Genomic DNA, 15,872 nt, shown 5'->3' with positions numbered 1-15,872 from the left:
GATCCCACACAAGTACAGATCCGGAGCGAGGTGATTCACCTCATCTCGTGAGGCGTCACCCGACGAGCCGGTCGAAGGCCGAGTCGAGGTCGTCGTCGACGACCTGCGCCTCCGGGTGCGCGTCGAACCACGCGATCGTGCGTCGCGCGCCCTCGGCGTAGGGCACGGTCGTGGTGAACGCCGGCACCAGGCGCCGCAGCGCGGTGGTGTCGAAGACCACGCTGTGCGCCTTGTCGCCGAGCAGCCCGGGACCCTTGTCCGGCAGCTCGCGTGCGATGGTCTCGCTCGCCACGTGCACCAGCACCGGCTCGACCCCCGCCGCGCGGCCGAGCCACGTGTAGACCTGGTCCCAGGTGGGGGTGGAGTCGCCGGTGATCGTGTAGGCGGAGCCGACCGCCTCGGGGCGCCCGAGCAGCCCGACGAAGCCGACCGCGAAGTCGTCGGTGTGCGTGAGCGTCCAGAGCGACGTGCCGTCGCCGTGGACCACGACCGGCCTGCCCGCGCGCATCCGGGCGATGTCCGTCCACCCGCCGAGCGTCGGCAGCGTCCCGTCGTCGTACGTGTGAGACGGGCGGACGATCGTCACCGGGAAGCCCCGCTCGCGGTAGGCGGCGACGAGCAGGTCCTCGCAGGCGATCTTGTCCCGCGAGTACTGCCAGAACGGGTTCCGCAGCGGAGTCGCCTCGGTCACCGGCAGGGACGCCGGCGGCTTCTGGTAGGCGGAGGCGCTCGAGACGAAGACGTACTGCCCGGTGCGGCCGGCCCACCGCTCGACGTCCTGCCGGACCCGGTCGGGCGTGAAGGCGAGGAACTGGGCGACGACGTCGAACCGCCGGTCCCCCACCGCGGCGACCACCGAGGCCTGGTCCCCCTGGTCCGCGACCAGCTGCTCCACGCCGTCGGGCAGAGTGCGCCACGACGGGCGCCCGCGCGTCAGCACGGTCACCCGGTGCCCCTCGGCCACGGCGCGCCGCACGCTCGCCGTGCTGATGATGCCCGTGCCGCCGAGGAAGAGGACCGACAGCCCGCTCATCGTGCCCCGCCCGTCGTCGTGAGTGCTCGCACCTTCGCCTCCTCGTCCGCGCCTCCTTCGGCGCGAGCGGCACGCTACGCACGGGGCCCGGGAGCGGCGTGTGCGCCGCCCGCCCCCTACGCTCCCGGACCGTGGAGGGTGCGGGGACGATCCGGGAGCGCGTGCAGCGCGCGCTCGAGACGCGCATCGCGGCGGGCCTCGTCCCCGAGGGCGCCCTGCTGACCGTCCCGGGTCTCGCCGCCGAGTTCCAGGTGTCGGCCACCCCGGTGCGCGAGGCCGTGCTCGAGCTGCAGCGTCGCGGCTTCGTGGAGCCGGCCCGGAACCGGGGCTTCGTCGTCACCGCCGTCGCCGACGGGCACGCGGCCGACGTCGCGGCGGTCCGCCTGCTGCTCGAGCCGCCCGCGATGGCGGCGGTCGCCGCGCTGCCGCTCGACGACCAGGAGCCCCGCCTGCGCGGGCTCGCCGCGGCGATCGCGACGCACGCGGAGGCGGGCGACCTCGGGGCCTACCTCGATGCGGACCGCACCTTCCACCTGGCGCTGACGGACCTCGCGGGCAACCCGATGCTGTCCGCGATGGTGGAGGACCTGCGCGCGCGGACCCGGCTGCCGGGGCTCTCCGCGCTCGTCGGCCGCGCGGAGCTGGCGGCGTCGGCGGCCGAGCACGACGAGCTGCTCGACCGGCTGCTCGCGCACGACGCCGAGGGCGCGTCCGGGGTGATGCGGCGCCACATCGGGCACACGACCGGCTGGTGGGCCGGGAGGCCCGAGTAATATATTACTTGGACGACGACAGGAGCCTCAGCGATGCCGAAGACCCTCGACCTGGGCGGCGTGATCGTCGCCACGACCCTCCCCTTCACCCCCGACGACGACGCCCCGGGCGGCCTCGCCGTCGATCACGAGCGCTACGCCGAGCACTGCGCGTGGCTCGTCGACAACGGCTGCCGCGGCGTGGGGCCGAACGGGTCGCTCGGCGAGTACTCGTCCCTCACCGACGCCGAACGCCGCCAGGTGGTCCGCACGGCCGTCGAGGCGGTCGGCGACCGCGCGCTCGTGGTCGCCGGCGTGCACGGCGTCGGCTGGCACCAGGCCCGCGCGTGGGCGGAGGCCGCCGCCGAGGACGGCGCGGACGGCGTCCTGCTGCTGCCGCCGACCCTCTACCGGGCGAGCCGCGAGGAGGTGCTGACGCACTACCGCAAGGTCGACGAGGTCGGGCTGCCGATCATGGCCTACAACAACCCGATCGACACGAAGGTCGACCTCACGCCCGACCTGGTCGCCGAGCTGGCCGAGCTGCCGAACGTCGTCGCGGTGAAGGAGTTCTCGCTCGACGCCCGCCGCGTCCGCGAGATCCTCGACCGCTGCGACATCGACGTGATCGCGGGCGCGGACGACCTGCTCTTCGAGGCGCTCGTGGCGGGTGCGACCGGCTGGTTCGCCGGCTACCCGAACGCCTTCCCCCGGGAGGCCGTGCGGCTGTACGAGCTGCTGTCGACCGACCGGGTCGCGGAGGCGCGCGACCTGTTCACCGAGATGGCCCCGGTGTTCGGCTGGGACTCGAAGACGGAGTTCGTGCAGGCGATCAAGCTGTCGATCGACGTCGCGGGCGAGAGCACGGGCGGCCCCACCCGCCCGCCGCGCGGCCCCCTCTCCCCCGAGCAGCAGGCCGTGGTGCGGCGCGACACCGAGCGCGCGCTGCGGGCCGGCGCGGCGCTGCGCACCGCCTGATGCGCCCGGTCCGGCGGATCACCGCGGTCGACAGCCACACCGAGGGCATGCCGACGCGGGTGGTGACGGGCGGGATCGACCCGATCCCCGGCGACACGATGAACGCGCGCCGGCTGCACTTCATGGCGCACCTGGACCACCTTCGGCACTTCCTCATGGACGAGCCGCGCGGGCACGCCGCGATGTCGGGCGCGATCCTGCAGCCGCCCACCCGGCCGGACTGCGACTGGGGCGTCGTCTACATCGAGGTCTCCGGCTGCCTGCCCATGTGCGGGCACGGCACGATCGGCGTCGCGACCGTGCTGGTGGAGGAGCGCCTCGTGCCGGTGGTCGAGCCGGTCACGACGATCCGCCTCGACACGCCCGCCGGGCTCGTCGTCGCGACCGTCGCGGTCGAGGACGGTCGCGCGACCGCCGTGACGATCGAGAACGTGCCGAGCTGGACGGATCGGCTCGACGCGACGGTCGCGGTGCCGGGCCTCGGCGACGTGCCCTACAGCCTCGCCTTCGGCGGCAACTTCTACGCGCTGGTCGACCTCGACGCGGTCGGGCTGCCGTTCGACCGGGGCCGGCAGCGGGAGATCGTGGAGGCGGGGCTCGCGCTCATGGCGGCCGTCAACGCGACCGATCCCCCGCACCACCCGGGCATCGACGGGCTCGACCACGTGCACCACGTCGAGTTCATCGCCCCCGGCTCGGACGCCCGGCACTCCCGGCACGCGATGGCGATCCACCCCGGCTGGTTCGACCGCTCGCCGTGCGGCACCGGCACCTCGGCGCGGATGGCGGAGCTGCACACCCGCGGGCTCCTGCCGCTCGGCGTCGACTTCGTGAACGAGTCGTTCATCGGCAGCCGCTTCACCGGCCGCCTCGTCGCGGAGACGCACGACGCCGGACGGCCCGCGGTGGTGCCGACGATCACCGGGCGGGCGTGGGTCACGGGACGGGGCGAGTACCTGCTGGACCCGAGCGATCCCTTCCCGAACGGCTTCGTGTTCTGACGCCCGCGCATCGGCCGTGCCTCCGCTGAGCGTTCACCGGACACCCCGCGCGCCTCGGTAGGTTGCCGGGCGACGGCGTGCCCCGCCCCGCGACCCGAGGAGCCCCGATGGCGAAGTCCAAGTCGAAGTCCAAGTCCAAGTCCAAGTCCGACTCGAAGTCGAAGGCGGAGAAGAAGGACGACGAGCAGACGAAGGCCGCGAAGCAGCGCCGCGCGGACGACGCCGCGGCGAAGAAGGCGCGCGAGCGCGCCGAGGCGCTCGCCGCGGACGCGAAGAAGGCCCGCAAGCAGGCGGACAAGGCGGCGAAGGCCGCCGACGCGGCCGAGGCCGCGGCGGCCGACGCGGCGAGGGCGGCGGGCAGGCCCGCCGAGGAGCAGCCGGACGAGCTGTCGCTGACGAAGCTGGCGCTCCGCGCCGCGGAGGCGCGCCTGACCGCGACCGAGCACCGGCTCGAGCAGGTGCAGCAGCAGCTGGACGACGAGCGGCGGCTGCAGGACGAGGCCGTGCAGCTCGTCATGGAGGACGCCGTCGTCGACGCGGCGGTGGAGGCGACCGTCGAGGAGGCGATCGCCGACGCGGTCGTCGAGACGGGCCCCGACGCCGACGAGGCGGTGGTGGTCGAGGCGGTCGCCGTCGACCTGGACGCCGACGTCGCCCAGGCGGACCAGCCCGCCGAGGAGCCCTCGCACGACGGCGAGGCGCAGGTCGCCCCCGAGGTGTTCGAGGAGGCCGAGCAGCCCGAGCCCGAGCCCGAGCCCGAGCCCGAGCAGCCCGCCTCCCCCGAGCAGGCCGCCGAGCCGCAGCCGGACGAGCAGTGGACGCTGCTCGAGCTGCGGAACGAGGCGAAGCGCCGCGGCCTGACCGGCACGTCGAACCTGCCGAAGGCGAAGCTGCTGGAGCGCCTCCGCGAGGGCTGAGCGGCGGTCAGCCGAGCACGCGGAGCGCGCCCGGCACGACCTCGACGGTGAGCGGCAGCGGCGCGAGCGGCTCGCCGTCGGCGTACGCGGTGATCGCGGGCCCGCGGTCGTCCGTGTCGATCGTGACGACGCGGCCGCGGAGCATCTCCACGTGCTCGTCGAGCACGTGGCTGCCGTCGAAGACCTTCGGCAGCAGGCGCAGCAGCTGCACCCGCTTCAGCGGCGCGGCGAGCAGCACGTCGAGCAGCCCGTCGTCCATCCGCGCGTCCGGGGTGAGCCGCATCCCGCCGCCGATGGACGCGCTGTTGCCGACGGTCACGAGCACCGCCTCGAGCCGGCGGGTGTCGCGGTCGGTCGTGATCCGGTACGCGCGGGGGCGGAGGCCGAGCACCTCCAGCAGCACGGCGGCGACGTAGCGCGGGGTGCCCGACAGGCGCTGCATCCGGTTGGCGCGCGCGTTGACCGCCGCGTCGAAGCCCGCCGACAGCATGCCTGCGAACCAGCGCCCGGCGCTCGTCCGAACCGCGTCCACGTCCCGCGTCCGCGGCACCTCCCCGCCCAGGGCGGTCAGCAGGCGGTCGATCGCCGCCCCCGGGTCCTCGTGCGGCAGCCCGAGGCAGCGGGCGAGGTCGTTGCCGGTGCCCACCGGCACGATGCCGAGCGGCGTCCCGGTCTGCGCGAGCACGTTGACGGCGAGGTGCACGGTGCCGTCGCCGCCGACCACGACGACCGCGTCGGGCGGATCCCGCCGGATCCGGTCGCGCAGCAGCGCCTCGAGCCGTGCGGCGTCCGGCGCGTCGAGGCCGTGCGCCTCGTGCCCGGCCGCGCGGAGCGCGTCGACCGCGCGGCGACCCGACTCCGCGCCCCGCCCGCGCCCGGCAGCGGGGTTCACCGCCACCACGAGCCGCGCCGCCACAGCCGAATCATGGCATCCTCATGCCCCGCTTCCGCGCGGGCGCGGGCGGACGCCCAGGAGCCGCGCCCCCGGTCAGAGGGATCGTCGGTGGCGCTCCTGCTCGATCACGGCGTCCAGGTCCTTCAGCCGCCGGAGCCCGCCGAGCGGCTGCACCATGCGCGGGTTCTCGCGGAAGCGCTCCTCGTGCTTCGCGAGGAAGGCCCAGTAGCCGGCGGTGAACGGGCAGGCGTCCTCCCCCACCCGCACCTTCGGGTCGAAGCGGCAGCCGCGGCAGTAGTCGGTCATGCGGTCGATGTAGGCGCCGCCGGACGCGTACGGCTTGGTGGCGACGATCCCGCCGTCCGCGTGCAGGCTCATCCCGACGACGTTGGTCGGCATCACCCAGGGCGTGCCGTCGACGAATGCGCCGGTGAACCACTCCGTCGTCTCGAGCGGCGAGTAGCCGCGGGTCAGCGCGACGTTGCCGAGCACCATCAGCCGCTGGATGTGGTGCGCCCAGCCGTGGTCGCGCACGCCGCGCACGACCGACGAGAGGCAGTTCGCCTCGATCGCGTCGGGATCGAGCTCCCACCACGAGTCCGGCACACGCCGGCGCGCGTGCAGGGCGTTGCGGTGCGGGTAGCCCTCGCCGAGGTGCCAGTAGAGGTGCCACATCCAGTCGCGCCAGCCGACGATCTGCCGCACGAACCCCTCGACGGAGTTCAGCGGCGCCTCGCCCGCGGCGTGCGCGTCGAGCACCCGCCCGACCACCTCCCGCGGATCGAGCAGGCCGAGGTTCATCGACGTGCTGAGCAGGGAGTGCGACATCGTCCAGTCGGCGTCGAGCGTCGCGTCCTCGTACGGGCCGAAGGTCGGCAGCCGGTCGCGCACGAAGGCGCGGAGCGCGGCGAGCGCCTCCCGCCGCGTCGCCGGGAAGCGGCGGGGGCCGTCGTCGCCGATGAAGGAGACGACGCCGTCGGCCTCCCAGCGGTCGAGGTCCGCGCGGACCTCGTCGTCGATCTCGTCCTCCTCCGGCCACCACGGCTCGGGCAGCCCCAGCGTCGCCTGCTTCTTCGGCGGCGCCTGCCGGTTGTCGGCGTCGTAGCTCCACCGGCCGCCGAGCGGCTTGCCCGCACGCGTCAGCAGCAGGCCCTCGCGCTGCCGCACCCACCGGTAGAACTGGTCCATCACGAGGGTGCGGTCGTCGCGGCCGCGCACCCACTCGGCGAAGTCCTCCTCGCTCGTGACGAAGCCGCGGCTCGGCAGCACGTCGGCCCCGAGCTCGCGCACGAGGCGCCGCGCGCGGAAGGACGGCGGATCGACGACGACGAGGTCGCGGCCCTCCAGCGCGGAGCGGAAGGTCGGCGCCCGCACCAGCTCGGCGCGGTCCCCGAGCTCGCGGGCGCGGTGCCGCATCGCGGACAGGTAGAGGTGCGCCTTCTGCCGGTGCGTCGGGCGGTGCCGGAACGCCGCGACGGACTCGACGAGCAGCACCGGCTCGTCCCCGTCGTCGAACATCGGGCCGAGCTGTTCCGCGAAGAGGAGCCGCTGCCGCACGCCGCGACCGTAGCCGGACGCCCCCGGGGGCACCTGAGCCCGGGCGGGTCAGCCGACCGCGATGAGCCCGACCCCCGCGAGCGCGAGCGCGAGCCCCGCGAGCTGGACGCGCGCGAGGCGCTCCCGCAGGACGAGCACGGCGAGCAGCACCGTGCCCGCCGGGTACAGGGCGAGGAGGACGCCGGTGACCGACAGCAGGCCGAGCCGGGAGGCGAGCACGAACAGCGCGTTCGCGGTCATGTCCCCGAGGCCGGACGCGAGCACGAGGAGGAGCGGCGCGCCCCGCGGCACGAGGGACCGGCGGCTGCGGAGCGCCACCGCGGCGAGCAGCAGCAGCGACGCGGCGCGGGCGGCGACGAGCGGCTGGAAGCCGGTGTCGTCGTCGGCGCGCGACAGCAGCACGAAGAGCAGACCGAAGCCGGTCCCGGCGCCGAGCGCCCCGGCGACCACGGGGCCGCGCAGCTGCGCGGCGGTCGGCAGCCGCCCGCCCTCCGCCCCGACGAGCACGACGGCGGCCGCGGCGAGCAGGACCCCCACGAGCACGACGGCGGACGGGCGCTCGCCGAGCAGCAGGCCGGCGACGACGGGCACGACCGCCGAGAGCACCGCGGTGAGCGGGGCGACCACCGACATCGACCCGAGCGCGAGGCTGCGGTAGAAGAGCAGCAGCGCCACCACGCCGACGACGCCCGCCGCGGCGCCCCAGCCGAGCGAGGCGGAGTCGAAGCGGGCGGGCAGGGCCGCCGCGAGCACGGCGACGAGCAGCAGCCCGGCGCACTGCCCGACGAAGACGACCGCGAGCGCGGGCGCACGACGGCTCGCGAGCCCGCCGGCGAAGTCGGCGAAGCCGTAGGTGAGCGCCCCGAGGAGCGCCAGTACGACGGACACCCAGCAAGCATGCCGGGGAATCGGAGCCGCGCCCCCGGCTCCTCCCACCCGCGCCGTGACACCGTCGAGGGCATGAACGACCAGTACACGTTCGACGATCCGCGCACCCGGTACCCCGCGATCGACCCGCCCGAGCAGCAGCAGGGCGGCACCGGCCTGCAGTCCGAGATGGACCCGGTGCCGGACCTCGGCGAGTCGACCTACCGGGGCACCGGGCGCCTCCAGGGCCGCAAGGCGCTCGTCGTCGGCGGCGACAGCGGCATCGGCGGCGCGACCGCGATCGCGTTCGCCCGCGAGGGGGCGGACGTCGCGATCAGCTACCTCGGGCCGGAGGAGTCCGACGCGCAGCACGTGCTCGAGCAGATCGAGGCGGCGGGCGTCACGGGCGTCGGGATCCAGGGCGACCTGACCGACGGGGGCTTCCCCGAGCAGCTGGTGGAGCGCGCCCGCACGGCGCTCGGCGGCCTCGACGCGCTCGCGATCATCGCCGGCAAGCAGGTGACCAGCAAGGACCTGACGCAGCTGCCGGACGAGCAGTTCGTCGAGACCTTCGAGACGAACGTCTTCGCGCTCCTCCGCATCGTGAAGGCGGCGGTGCCGCACCTGCCGCCGGGCTCGACGATCGTCACCACCGCGTCGCTCGAGACCTGGCAGGCGAGCCCCGAGCGCATCGACTACGCCAGCACGAAGGGCGCGATCAACACGCTCTCGAAGGGCATCGCGCAGCAGCTGGCGGAGAAGGGCATCCGGGTGAACACCGTGGCCCCGGGCCCGACCTGGACGGCGTTGCAGGTCTCCGGCGGCATCCCGGCGGACGAGATCCCGGAGTACGGGCAGGACGGCCCGCTCGGCCGCGCCGCGCAGCCGGCCGAGCTCGCCCCGGCGTACGTCTTCTTCACCTCGGCGGAGTCGAGCTACGTCGTCGGCGCCACGCTCTCGGTCAACGGCGGCGTCCCGACCCCCTGAGCGGGCGCCGCGCTCAGGGGCGGCGGGTGCGGAAGGCGGTCGTGCGGTAGGGCAGGTCGATGCGGCTGCGCCCACGCGTGTCGGGGTGGTCGGCGAGCAGCGTCCGGATGCGCTCGAGCAGGGCCTCGCGCTGCGGCACGGGGAGGGCGATGACGTACGAGCGGGAGGCGGCCATCGCCACGACCTGCTCGACGCCCATCGGCCGGCTCCAGCCCTGCGTGAACCGCTCGAGGGGGCCGAACGGCGCCCCGACGCGGACGGCGTCCTGCTCGATCGCCTCCTCCGCCGCGCTGCCGCGCATGATGTCGCCGAGCTCCCGCACCCAGTCGACCCGTGAGTCCCGGACGTTCCAGACGAGGCCGAGCACGCCCCCGGGTACCAGCACCCGCGCCGCCTCGGCGCTCGCGCGCTCCACGTCGACCCAGTGCCACGCCTGCCCGTACACGACCGCCTCGGCCGACGAATCCGGCAGCGGGAGGGCCTCGGCCGAGCCCCGCAGCGCGACCGCGTCCGGGACCTCGCGGCGCAGCGCCGCGAGCATGCCCGCATCCGGCTCCACCGCGGTCACCTCGCGGCGGGCGGCGAGCAGCCCCGCCGTCAGCTTGCCCGTCCCGGCGCCGACGTCGACGACCCGCCGCGCCTCGCCGACCAGCCACGCCACGGCGTCGGCCGGGTAGTCGGGGCGCCCGCTGACGTAGGCCTCCGCGGCCTCCCCGAATCCGCGCCCGGCGAGCGCCTCGGCGCGGCGGTCGGTCACGGCTGCACGTTCCAGAGGTCGATCACCCGGTAGCCGTGCTCGTGCCCGAGGGCCGCCACCCCGGCGGTGCCGAGCACGAGGCGCGAGCCGCCGTCGGGCGGCAGGCCGATCCACGCCGCGCCGAGCGCCCGGAGCACGTGACCGTGCGCGACGGCGAGCACGTCGCGCCCCTGCTCGAGCACCGGCTCGGCACGACGGATGACCCGGTCGACGCGGGCCCGCACCTCCGCCGGGGTCTCCCCCGGGGTGTCGCCGGACGGCGTCCCGTCCCGCCAGAGGTCCCAGTCGGGCCGCTGCTCGTGGATCTGGTCGGACGTCAGCCCCTCGTAGGCGCCGTAGTCGAACTCGACGAGGTCGTCGTCGACCTCGACGCGGTCGCCGAAGCCGGCGAGCTCCGCGGTGCGGCGGGCCCGTCGCCTGGGGCTCGACAGCACGAGGTCGAACCGGCAGGCGGCGAGCACGGGGGCGACCGCGCGGGCGCGGCGCTCGCCCTCCTCGGTGAGGGGCAGGTCGGTGACGCCGGTGTGCCGTCCCGAGCGGCTCCACTCGGTCTCGCCGTGCCGGAGCAGGAACAGCTGGCCGGGGGCGAGCTCGGGATAGGGGCGCTCGGTCATGGGGTCGAGGCTAGGCCGCGCGCCTGGAGCACCTGGTCAGGGTCGCCTTGCCTTGCTGGCGGCCGCACGCACCGGCGAGCACCATCGATGCATGACCTCGCTGCTGACCGCCCTCGTGCACGGACCCGGCTCGAACGACCGGGTGGCGGGACGCGCCAACACGCTGCGCGCGGGCGTCCTCGGGGCCAACGACGGCATCGTGTCGGTCGCCGCGATCGTCGTGGGCGTCGCCGGCGCCTCCGCCGGCACCCACGCCGTGCTGGTCGCGGGCTCCGCGGCCCTGATCGGCGGCGCGGTGTCGATGGCCCTCGGCGAGTACGTGTCGGTCAGCAGCCAGCGCGACAGCGAGCGGGCCGCCCACGGCGGCGCGTCCGCCGACGACGCCAACCCGTGGCGCGCGGCGCTCGCGTCGGCGGGCGCCTTCCTGACCGGCGGGGTGCTGCCGCTCGTCGCGGTGCTGCTCGCGACCGGCGGCGCGCGGGTGCCCGTGACGGTCCTCGTCGTCATGCTCGCGCTCGCCGCGACCGGCGCCGCCGGCGCGAGGCTCGGCGGCGCCGCGGTCGGGCGGGCGGTGATCCGCACCCTCGTCGGCGGCGGGCTGGCCCTCGCCCTCACCTGGGCGATCGGCGCGGCCCTCGGGACCTCGGGCGGGATCTGACCGGATCAGATCCGGTCGTCGGTGGTGGTCGAGCTCGAGCTCGTCACCCGGTTCCCGGCGCCGTCGGTGCGCGAGGTGGTCACCGAGCGGTTGCCGCGGATCGACAGCACGAGCCCGATGACGAAGACGACCGCGCCGCCCGCCATCAGGATGTAGCCGATCGTCGAGACGCTCACGACGTCGGTCTGGATGTTGACCGCGAACGCGAGGATCGCGCCGATCACGAACAGCACCACTCCGGTCGCCATGCTCATGACGTCCTCCGATTCCTGCGGGGCGCTTCCCCGTCGCGATCACCATGGCGAGCGAGCCTGGGAACCAGGAGAGAACGGACTGATCAGGGAGGCCCCAGTCCGAGGGGCGGCGTGTCCCCCGTCCGGGCCCTGCGGCCGAAACAGCCCGGACACACGGCCTCACTAGGGTCGCGTCATGTCCGCAGCACTGACGCTCGGCGCGGAGGAGGAGCTGCACCTCATCGACCTCGAGCGGTGGCAGCTGGCCGCCCGGGCGCCGCAGGTGCTGTCGAAGCTCCCCCGCGACGGGTACACCGCCGAGATCCAGCGCACGACCGTCGAGACGAACACCGCGGTCGTCTCGACGCTCGACGGGCTGCGGCAGGAGCTGCTGCGCCTGCGCCGCGGCCTGGTCGACGTCGCGGGCCGTGAGGGGCTCGGCATCGCGGCGGTCGGCACGGCGCCGCGCAGCGAGTTCCGCGACTTCGAGCTGACCGCGACGGGCCGCTACGGCCGGATGCAGGAGCAGTACCGCCTCCTGGTCGACGAGCAGCTGATCTGCGGGACACAGGTCCACGTCGGCGTCGAGGACCGCGACCAGGCGGTCGAGATCATGCAGCGCATCGCCCGGTGGCTGCCGGTGCTGCTCGCGCTGTCCGCGAGCTCGCCCTACCTGAACGGGCAGGACACGGGCTACGCGTCGATCCGCACGATCATCTGGCAGCGCTGGCCGAGCGCCGGTGCGACGGGCTACACGCCGGACGCGGCGGCCTACGACCAGGTGATCGCCGACCTGATCGCGTCCGGGGTCATCGCCGACGCGAAGATGGCGTACTTCGACGTCCGCCCGTCCTCGCACGCGCCGACGCTCGAGCTGCGGATCGCCGACGCCTGCCCGCTCGTCGACGACGCCGTCCTGATCGCCGGGCTCTTCCGCGCCATGGTCCGCGCCGCCGAGAAGGAGATCGAGGCCGGCGAGCTGCGCACGATCCGAGCGCTGCCGGTGCACCGGGCCGCGATCTGGCAGGCCGCCCGCGGCGGCCTCGCCGGCCGGCTGCTCGACGACTCGCGCCACCCGAGGCCGATACCGGCGCCCGACGCGGTGCGTGCGCTCGTGGAGCGCCTGCGGGAGGAGCTGGAGGAGCTGGGCGACCTCGAGGAGGTCAGGGAGATGACAGAGCTCGCCCTCGCGCGCGGCAACTCGGCCGACCGGCAGCGCAGCGCGTTCGCGGAGGAGGGCGACCTCGCCGACGTGATGCGCTCGGTCGTGGAGGAGACCCAGGGCCCGCCGGGCGGCGCGCAGCCCGCCTCGATCGCGCTGCGCCGCTACCGGGCGCGCGCCGGGGACGAGGGCATCGACGCGTCCAGCAGGCCGCGCCGGCACTACACCGGCGTCGTGGACTGGGTGCGGGGGCTCGGCGAGGACGAGGTCCGGCGTCGCGAGGAGCGCCGCGACGCGTGGTCGATCGCCCACGACTTCACCTTCGGGGTCGACGGGCAGCAGCGGCCCTTCGACGTCGACCTCGTGCCGCGGCTGATCCAGCCCCACGAGTGGACGGAGCTCGAGGCCGGCCTCATCCAGCGCGCCCGCGCGATCGAGGCCTTCCTCGACGACGTCTACGGCGAGCAGCGGATCATCGCCGACGGGGTGCTCGACGACGAGATCGTGCGGAGCGTCCCCGGCTGGCGGGAGGAGGCGCGGCGGCTGCCGCCGACCGCGCTGCGCGCGCCGATCCAGGGGTTCGACCTCGTCCGCAACGAGTACGGCGGGTGGCGGGTGCTGGAGGACAACGTCCGCTGCCCCTCCGGCGCCGCCTACGCGATGTCGATCCGGCAGATCATGGATGCGGTGGTGCCCGACATGCCGCGGCCCGACCGGCTCGCCGACCCGGCCTCCGCGCTCGAGCAGCTGCGCCGCACGATCCTCGCCGGCGCGAAGCCCGGCACGCGCGGCGCGCTGCTGTCGGACGGCCCGAGCAGCTCCGCCTGGTACGAGCACCGCATGCTCGCGGACGGGGCGGGCCTGCTGCTCGCGGTGCCCGACGACCTCGACGTCGTCGACGGCTTCATGGTGCACCGCCCGACCGGCAACCGGATCGGCTCGTTCTACGTGCGGCTCGACGACCAGGTCCTGACCCTGACCGCGTCGGACGGCCGGCCGATCGGCGAGGAGATCATGGACACGGCCGCCGCCGGCCGCCTGCTGCTGAAGAACGCGCCGGGCAACGGCGTCGCGGACGACAAGGCGATGTACCGCGCGGTGCCGGAGCTGATCGGCTACTACCTCCGCGAACGGCCGCTGCTCGAGAGCGTGCCGACCTACCGCCTCGCCGACGAGGCCGAGCGCCGCGGCGTGCTCGAGCGGGTCGGCGAGCTGGTGACGAAGCCGGTCGACGGCTCGGGCGGCCGCGGCGTGCTGATCGGCCCCTCCGCCTCCGCCACCGAGCTCGCCGACCGCCGGCACGAGATCGCCGAGCACCCGGAGGCCTGGGTCGCGCAGGAGGTCGTGCAGCTGTCGTCCGTGCCGAGCGTCGAGGACGGCCTGCTGCAGCCGCGCCACGTCGACCTGCGCGCCTTCGTCTACACGACCGGGCACCGCAAGCGCGACTGGTTCCTCGCGGACCTCGGGCTCACCAGGGTGGCGCCGGAGGGCAGCCTCGTCGTGAACTCATCCCGGGGCGGCGGGGCGAAGGACACCTGGATCGTGCTGCCGGAGCACCAGCACGGCCACCGCTGAGCGGGCGCGCGCCGCCCGAGCCGTCAGGATGGAGCCGTGACGAGCGAGACCGCCACCGCCGACCGCATCGACGCCGCCGTCGCCCTCGGCGGGCGTCTCGCCGCCGCGTGGGGCAGCTGGTCGCCCACGATGACCCCGGACTCGAAGCGGGTCGCCTTCATCAGCGACCGCTCCGGCTCCCCCGAGGTCTGGGTGCAGGACGTGGCGCTCGAGGGCGAGCCGCCGCCGGCGCGGCGCATCGCCCTGTCGGCGGACCCCGTGATCAAGGTGTCGTGGTCGGCCGACAGCGGCTGGCTCGCCTGCCTGGTGGCCACGGGCGGCGGCGTCCGCACGCAGGTCTGGGTCGTGCGACCGGACGGCAGCGAGGCGCGGCGGATCGCGGGCGACGCGCACGAGCACGCCGAGCTCGGCCCGTGGACCCGCAGCGGCCACCGGGTCGTCGTCACCTTCCCCTCCCCCGCGCCCGGCAGACCGACGCGGTCGTACCTGGCGGACCCGCGGACGGGCCGGCTCGACGCGCTCGCCGCCGGCGACCTGATCCACGTGCTCGACGTGTCGCTCGAGGAGCGCTTCCTGATCCTCGTCGACGGGGAGCGCGGCCGGCAGTTCTGCGTCGTCGTCGACCGGCTCGAGGACCAGCACGTCCCCCTGCTGCCCCACGGCACCGGCTCCACCGACATCGCCATCGTGCGGCCCGCGCCCGACGGGCAGGCGGGCCCGCTCTACGTCTACCTCGCCTCCGACGTCGGCCTCTCCAGGCGGCAGCTGATCGGGCTGCCGTTCGGCCCGAACGGGCACCGCGGGGAGCCCCGGACGCTCGCGTACCGCGACGACGCCGAGCTGGAGGCGGTCGACGCGGACGACGAGGGGCGGCTGCTGCTGCTCGTGTGGAACATCGCGGGCCGCAGCGAGCTCGAGCTGTTCCACACCGGGACGCACGAGCGGGTGCCGATCACCGGGATGCCGGGCCTCGTCGCGACGACGCCCGTGCTCTCCCGCGACGGCGGCTCGGTGGTGCTCGGCGTCGAGGGGCCGGAGCGGCCGCGCGAGCTGTGGCACCTCGACACCCACAGCCGCCGCTGGACCCGGCTCACCGCCGCCCCGAGGGCGGACGGGACGCTCGTCGTGCCGACGCTCGAGCACTACGCGGCCGAGGACGGCCTGCCGCTGACCGGGTGGCTCTACCGCGCGAAGGAGGGCGACGGCGCCGCCGTCATCCATCTGCACGGGGGCCCGGAGGCGCAGGAGCGGCCGACCTTCAGCCCGCAGCACCAGGCGATGGCGGCGGCCGGGATGACGGTGTTCGCCCTGAACGTGCGGGGCTCGAGCGGCTTCGGCCGCGAGTTCGTGCACGCGGACGACGTGGGGCGCCGGCCCGAGTCCTTCGGCGACGTCCGCGCCGCCGCGCAGCACCTGGTCGCGCTGGGAGCCGCCTCGCCGGACCGCATCGGCGTGACCGGCCGGTCGTACGGCGGCTACCTGACGCTCGCCTCGCTCGCCTTCTCCCCCGGGCGCTTCGCCGCCGGCGCGGACATCTGCGGGATGAGCGACCTGACCACCTTCTTCCGCGACACCGAGCCCTGGATCGCGGCGGCGGCCGTGACGAAGTACGGCCACCCCGAGCGGGACCGCGCGCTGCTCGAGGCGATCTCCCCGCTCGGCTCCGCGGACGCGATCGACGCGCCCCTGCTCGTCGTCCACGGCGAGCTCGACACGAACGTGCCGATCGGCGAGGCGCGGCAGATCGTGGCGGCGCTCGAGCGGCGAAGCGCGGCGGTCGAGTACCTCGAGCTGGCCGGCGAGGGCCACGAGTACCGGCGCGCCGACTCGAAGCGGCGCCTGCTCGAGCGCCTCGTCCGCTTCTTCGCCGCGCACCTCGGCTGACG

The 15,872-nt window shown here is 75.1% G+C and carries 15 protein-coding genes; 8 read left to right on the top strand and 7 right to left on the bottom strand.

Annotated features, from left to right (window positions below; translation table 11 throughout):
- Positions 1-55: 55 nt before the first annotated feature.
- Positions 56-1,033, bottom strand: a complete 978-nt coding sequence (locus ACFSBI_RS04415) for an NAD-dependent epimerase/dehydratase family protein (RefSeq protein WP_377932426.1) — start codon at positions 1,031-1,033, stop codon at positions 56-58.
- A gap of 131 nt (positions 1,034-1,164) precedes the next feature.
- Here ACFSBI_RS04415 and ACFSBI_RS04410 point away from each other — a divergent pair, with 131 nt between their 5' ends.
- The 4 genes from ACFSBI_RS04410 to ACFSBI_RS04395 all read left to right on the top strand — a co-directional run bounded on the left by ACFSBI_RS04410 (position 1,165) and on the right by ACFSBI_RS04395 (position 4,681).
- Positions 1,165-1,806: a GntR family transcriptional regulator gene (locus ACFSBI_RS04410; protein ID WP_377932424.1), complete on the top strand. Its 642-nt coding sequence runs from the start codon at positions 1,165-1,167 to the stop codon at positions 1,804-1,806.
- A gap of 33 nt (positions 1,807-1,839) precedes the next feature.
- Positions 1,840-2,763, top strand: coding sequence for a dihydrodipicolinate synthase family protein (locus tag ACFSBI_RS04405; protein WP_377932422.1), 924 nt, complete (start codon positions 1,840-1,842; stop codon positions 2,761-2,763).
- Complete coding sequence (locus tag ACFSBI_RS04400; protein WP_377932420.1) at positions 2,763-3,764, top strand: proline racemase family protein; 1,002 nt, start codon at positions 2,763-2,765, stop codon at positions 3,762-3,764. Before ACFSBI_RS04405 ends, ACFSBI_RS04400 begins: the two co-directional genes overlap by 1 nt.
- Positions 3,765-3,871: 107 nt before the next feature.
- Entirely contained in the window at positions 3,872-4,681 is an 810-nt protein-coding gene (locus ACFSBI_RS04395) for a hypothetical protein (protein WP_377932418.1), read from the top strand.
- A gap of 7 nt (positions 4,682-4,688) precedes the next feature.
- Here ACFSBI_RS04395 and ACFSBI_RS04390 read toward each other — a convergent pair whose 3' ends face one another.
- The 3 genes from ACFSBI_RS04390 to ACFSBI_RS04380 all read right to left on the bottom strand — a co-directional run bounded on the left by ACFSBI_RS04390 (position 4,689) and on the right by ACFSBI_RS04380 (position 8,021).
- Positions 4,689-5,597, bottom strand: coding sequence for a diacylglycerol/lipid kinase family protein (locus tag ACFSBI_RS04390; protein WP_377932416.1), 909 nt, complete (start codon positions 5,595-5,597; stop codon positions 4,689-4,691).
- A 72-nt stretch (positions 5,598-5,669) separates the two neighbouring features.
- Positions 5,670-7,133, bottom strand: coding sequence for a cryptochrome/photolyase family protein (locus ACFSBI_RS04385; RefSeq protein ID WP_377932414.1), 1,464 nt, complete (start codon positions 7,131-7,133; stop codon positions 5,670-5,672).
- A 48-nt stretch (positions 7,134-7,181) separates the two neighbouring features.
- The gene (locus tag ACFSBI_RS04380) at positions 7,182-8,021 is read right to left on the bottom strand and encodes an EamA family transporter (protein WP_377932412.1); all 840 of its coding nucleotides are present in this window, start codon (positions 8,019-8,021) and stop codon (positions 7,182-7,184) included.
- Between the two features lie 72 nt (positions 8,022-8,093).
- Between ACFSBI_RS04380 and ACFSBI_RS04375 the strand changes: the two genes are divergently transcribed.
- Positions 8,094-8,987 (top strand): SDR family oxidoreductase, encoded by an 894-nt coding sequence (locus ACFSBI_RS04375; RefSeq protein WP_377932410.1) that lies wholly within the window; start codon positions 8,094-8,096, stop codon positions 8,985-8,987.
- A 13-nt stretch (positions 8,988-9,000) separates the two neighbouring features.
- Here the strand turns inward: ACFSBI_RS04375 and ACFSBI_RS04370 are convergent, their stop codons facing one another.
- Together ACFSBI_RS04370 and ACFSBI_RS04365 are read right to left on the bottom strand one after the other, a co-directional pair.
- Entirely contained in the window at positions 9,001-9,744 is a 744-nt protein-coding gene (locus ACFSBI_RS04370; protein ID WP_377932408.1) for a class I SAM-dependent methyltransferase, read from the bottom strand.
- Complete coding sequence (locus ACFSBI_RS04365; RefSeq protein ID WP_377932406.1) at positions 9,741-10,358, bottom strand: histidine phosphatase family protein; 618 nt, start codon at positions 10,356-10,358, stop codon at positions 9,741-9,743. Before ACFSBI_RS04365 ends, ACFSBI_RS04370 begins: the two co-directional genes overlap by 4 nt.
- Positions 10,359-10,449: 91 nt before the next feature.
- Between ACFSBI_RS04365 and ACFSBI_RS04360 the strand changes: the two genes are divergently transcribed.
- A complete protein-coding gene (locus ACFSBI_RS04360; RefSeq protein WP_377932404.1) occupies positions 10,450-11,016 on the top strand; it encodes a VIT1/CCC1 transporter family protein in 567 nt (188 codons plus the stop codon).
- A gap of 5 nt (positions 11,017-11,021) precedes the next feature.
- Here ACFSBI_RS04360 and ACFSBI_RS04355 read toward each other — a convergent pair whose 3' ends face one another.
- Positions 11,022-11,270 (bottom strand): DUF6458 family protein, encoded by a 249-nt coding sequence (locus tag ACFSBI_RS04355; protein WP_377932402.1) that lies wholly within the window; start codon positions 11,268-11,270, stop codon positions 11,022-11,024.
- A gap of 175 nt (positions 11,271-11,445) precedes the next feature.
- Between ACFSBI_RS04355 and ACFSBI_RS04350 the strand changes: the two genes are divergently transcribed.
- A complete protein-coding gene (locus ACFSBI_RS04350) occupies positions 11,446-13,986 on the top strand; it encodes a glutamate--cysteine ligase (protein ID WP_377932401.1) in 2,541 nt (846 codons plus the stop codon).
- Between the two features lie 36 nt (positions 13,987-14,022).
- Complete coding sequence (locus ACFSBI_RS04345) at positions 14,023-15,870, top strand: S9 family peptidase (RefSeq protein WP_377932399.1); 1,848 nt, start codon at positions 14,023-14,025, stop codon at positions 15,868-15,870.
- The last annotated feature ends 2 nt before the right edge of the window (positions 15,871-15,872 follow it).

Source organism: Amnibacterium endophyticum, from assembly GCF_042680685.1.
GTDB lineage: Bacteria > Actinomycetota > Actinomycetes > Actinomycetales > Microbacteriaceae > Amnibacterium > Amnibacterium endophyticum.
This window is presented reverse-complemented; position numbering and strand designations above follow the sequence as displayed.

Excerpts from the sequence above, each read along its gene's own strand:
- ACFSBI_RS04405 (WP_377932422.1), top strand. The coding sequence starts at position 1,840 with ATGCCGAAGACCCTCGACCTGGGCGGCGTGATCGTCGCCACGACCCTC.
- ACFSBI_RS04400 (WP_377932420.1), top strand. The coding sequence starts at position 2,763 with ATGCGCCCGGTCCGGCGGATCACCGCGGTCGACAGCCACACCGAGGGC.
- ACFSBI_RS04360 (WP_377932404.1), top strand. The coding sequence starts at position 10,450 with ATGACCTCGCTGCTGACCGCCCTCGTGCACGGACCCGGCTCGAACGAC.
- ACFSBI_RS04375 (WP_377932410.1), top strand. The coding sequence starts at position 8,094 with ATGAACGACCAGTACACGTTCGACGATCCGCGCACCCGGTACCCCGCG.
- ACFSBI_RS04415 (WP_377932426.1), bottom strand. The coding sequence starts at position 1,033 with ATGAGCGGGCTGTCGGTCCTCTTCCTCGGCGGCACGGGCATCATCAGC.
- ACFSBI_RS04355 (WP_377932402.1), bottom strand. The coding sequence starts at position 11,270 with ATGAGCATGGCGACCGGAGTGGTGCTGTTCGTGATCGGCGCGATCCTC.
- ACFSBI_RS04350 (WP_377932401.1), top strand. The coding sequence starts at position 11,446 with ATGTCCGCAGCACTGACGCTCGGCGCGGAGGAGGAGCTGCACCTCATC.
- ACFSBI_RS04395 (WP_377932418.1), top strand. The coding sequence starts at position 3,872 with ATGGCGAAGTCCAAGTCGAAGTCCAAGTCCAAGTCCAAGTCCGACTCG.
- ACFSBI_RS04365 (WP_377932406.1), bottom strand. The coding sequence starts at position 10,358 with ATGACCGAGCGCCCCTATCCCGAGCTCGCCCCCGGCCAGCTGTTCCTG.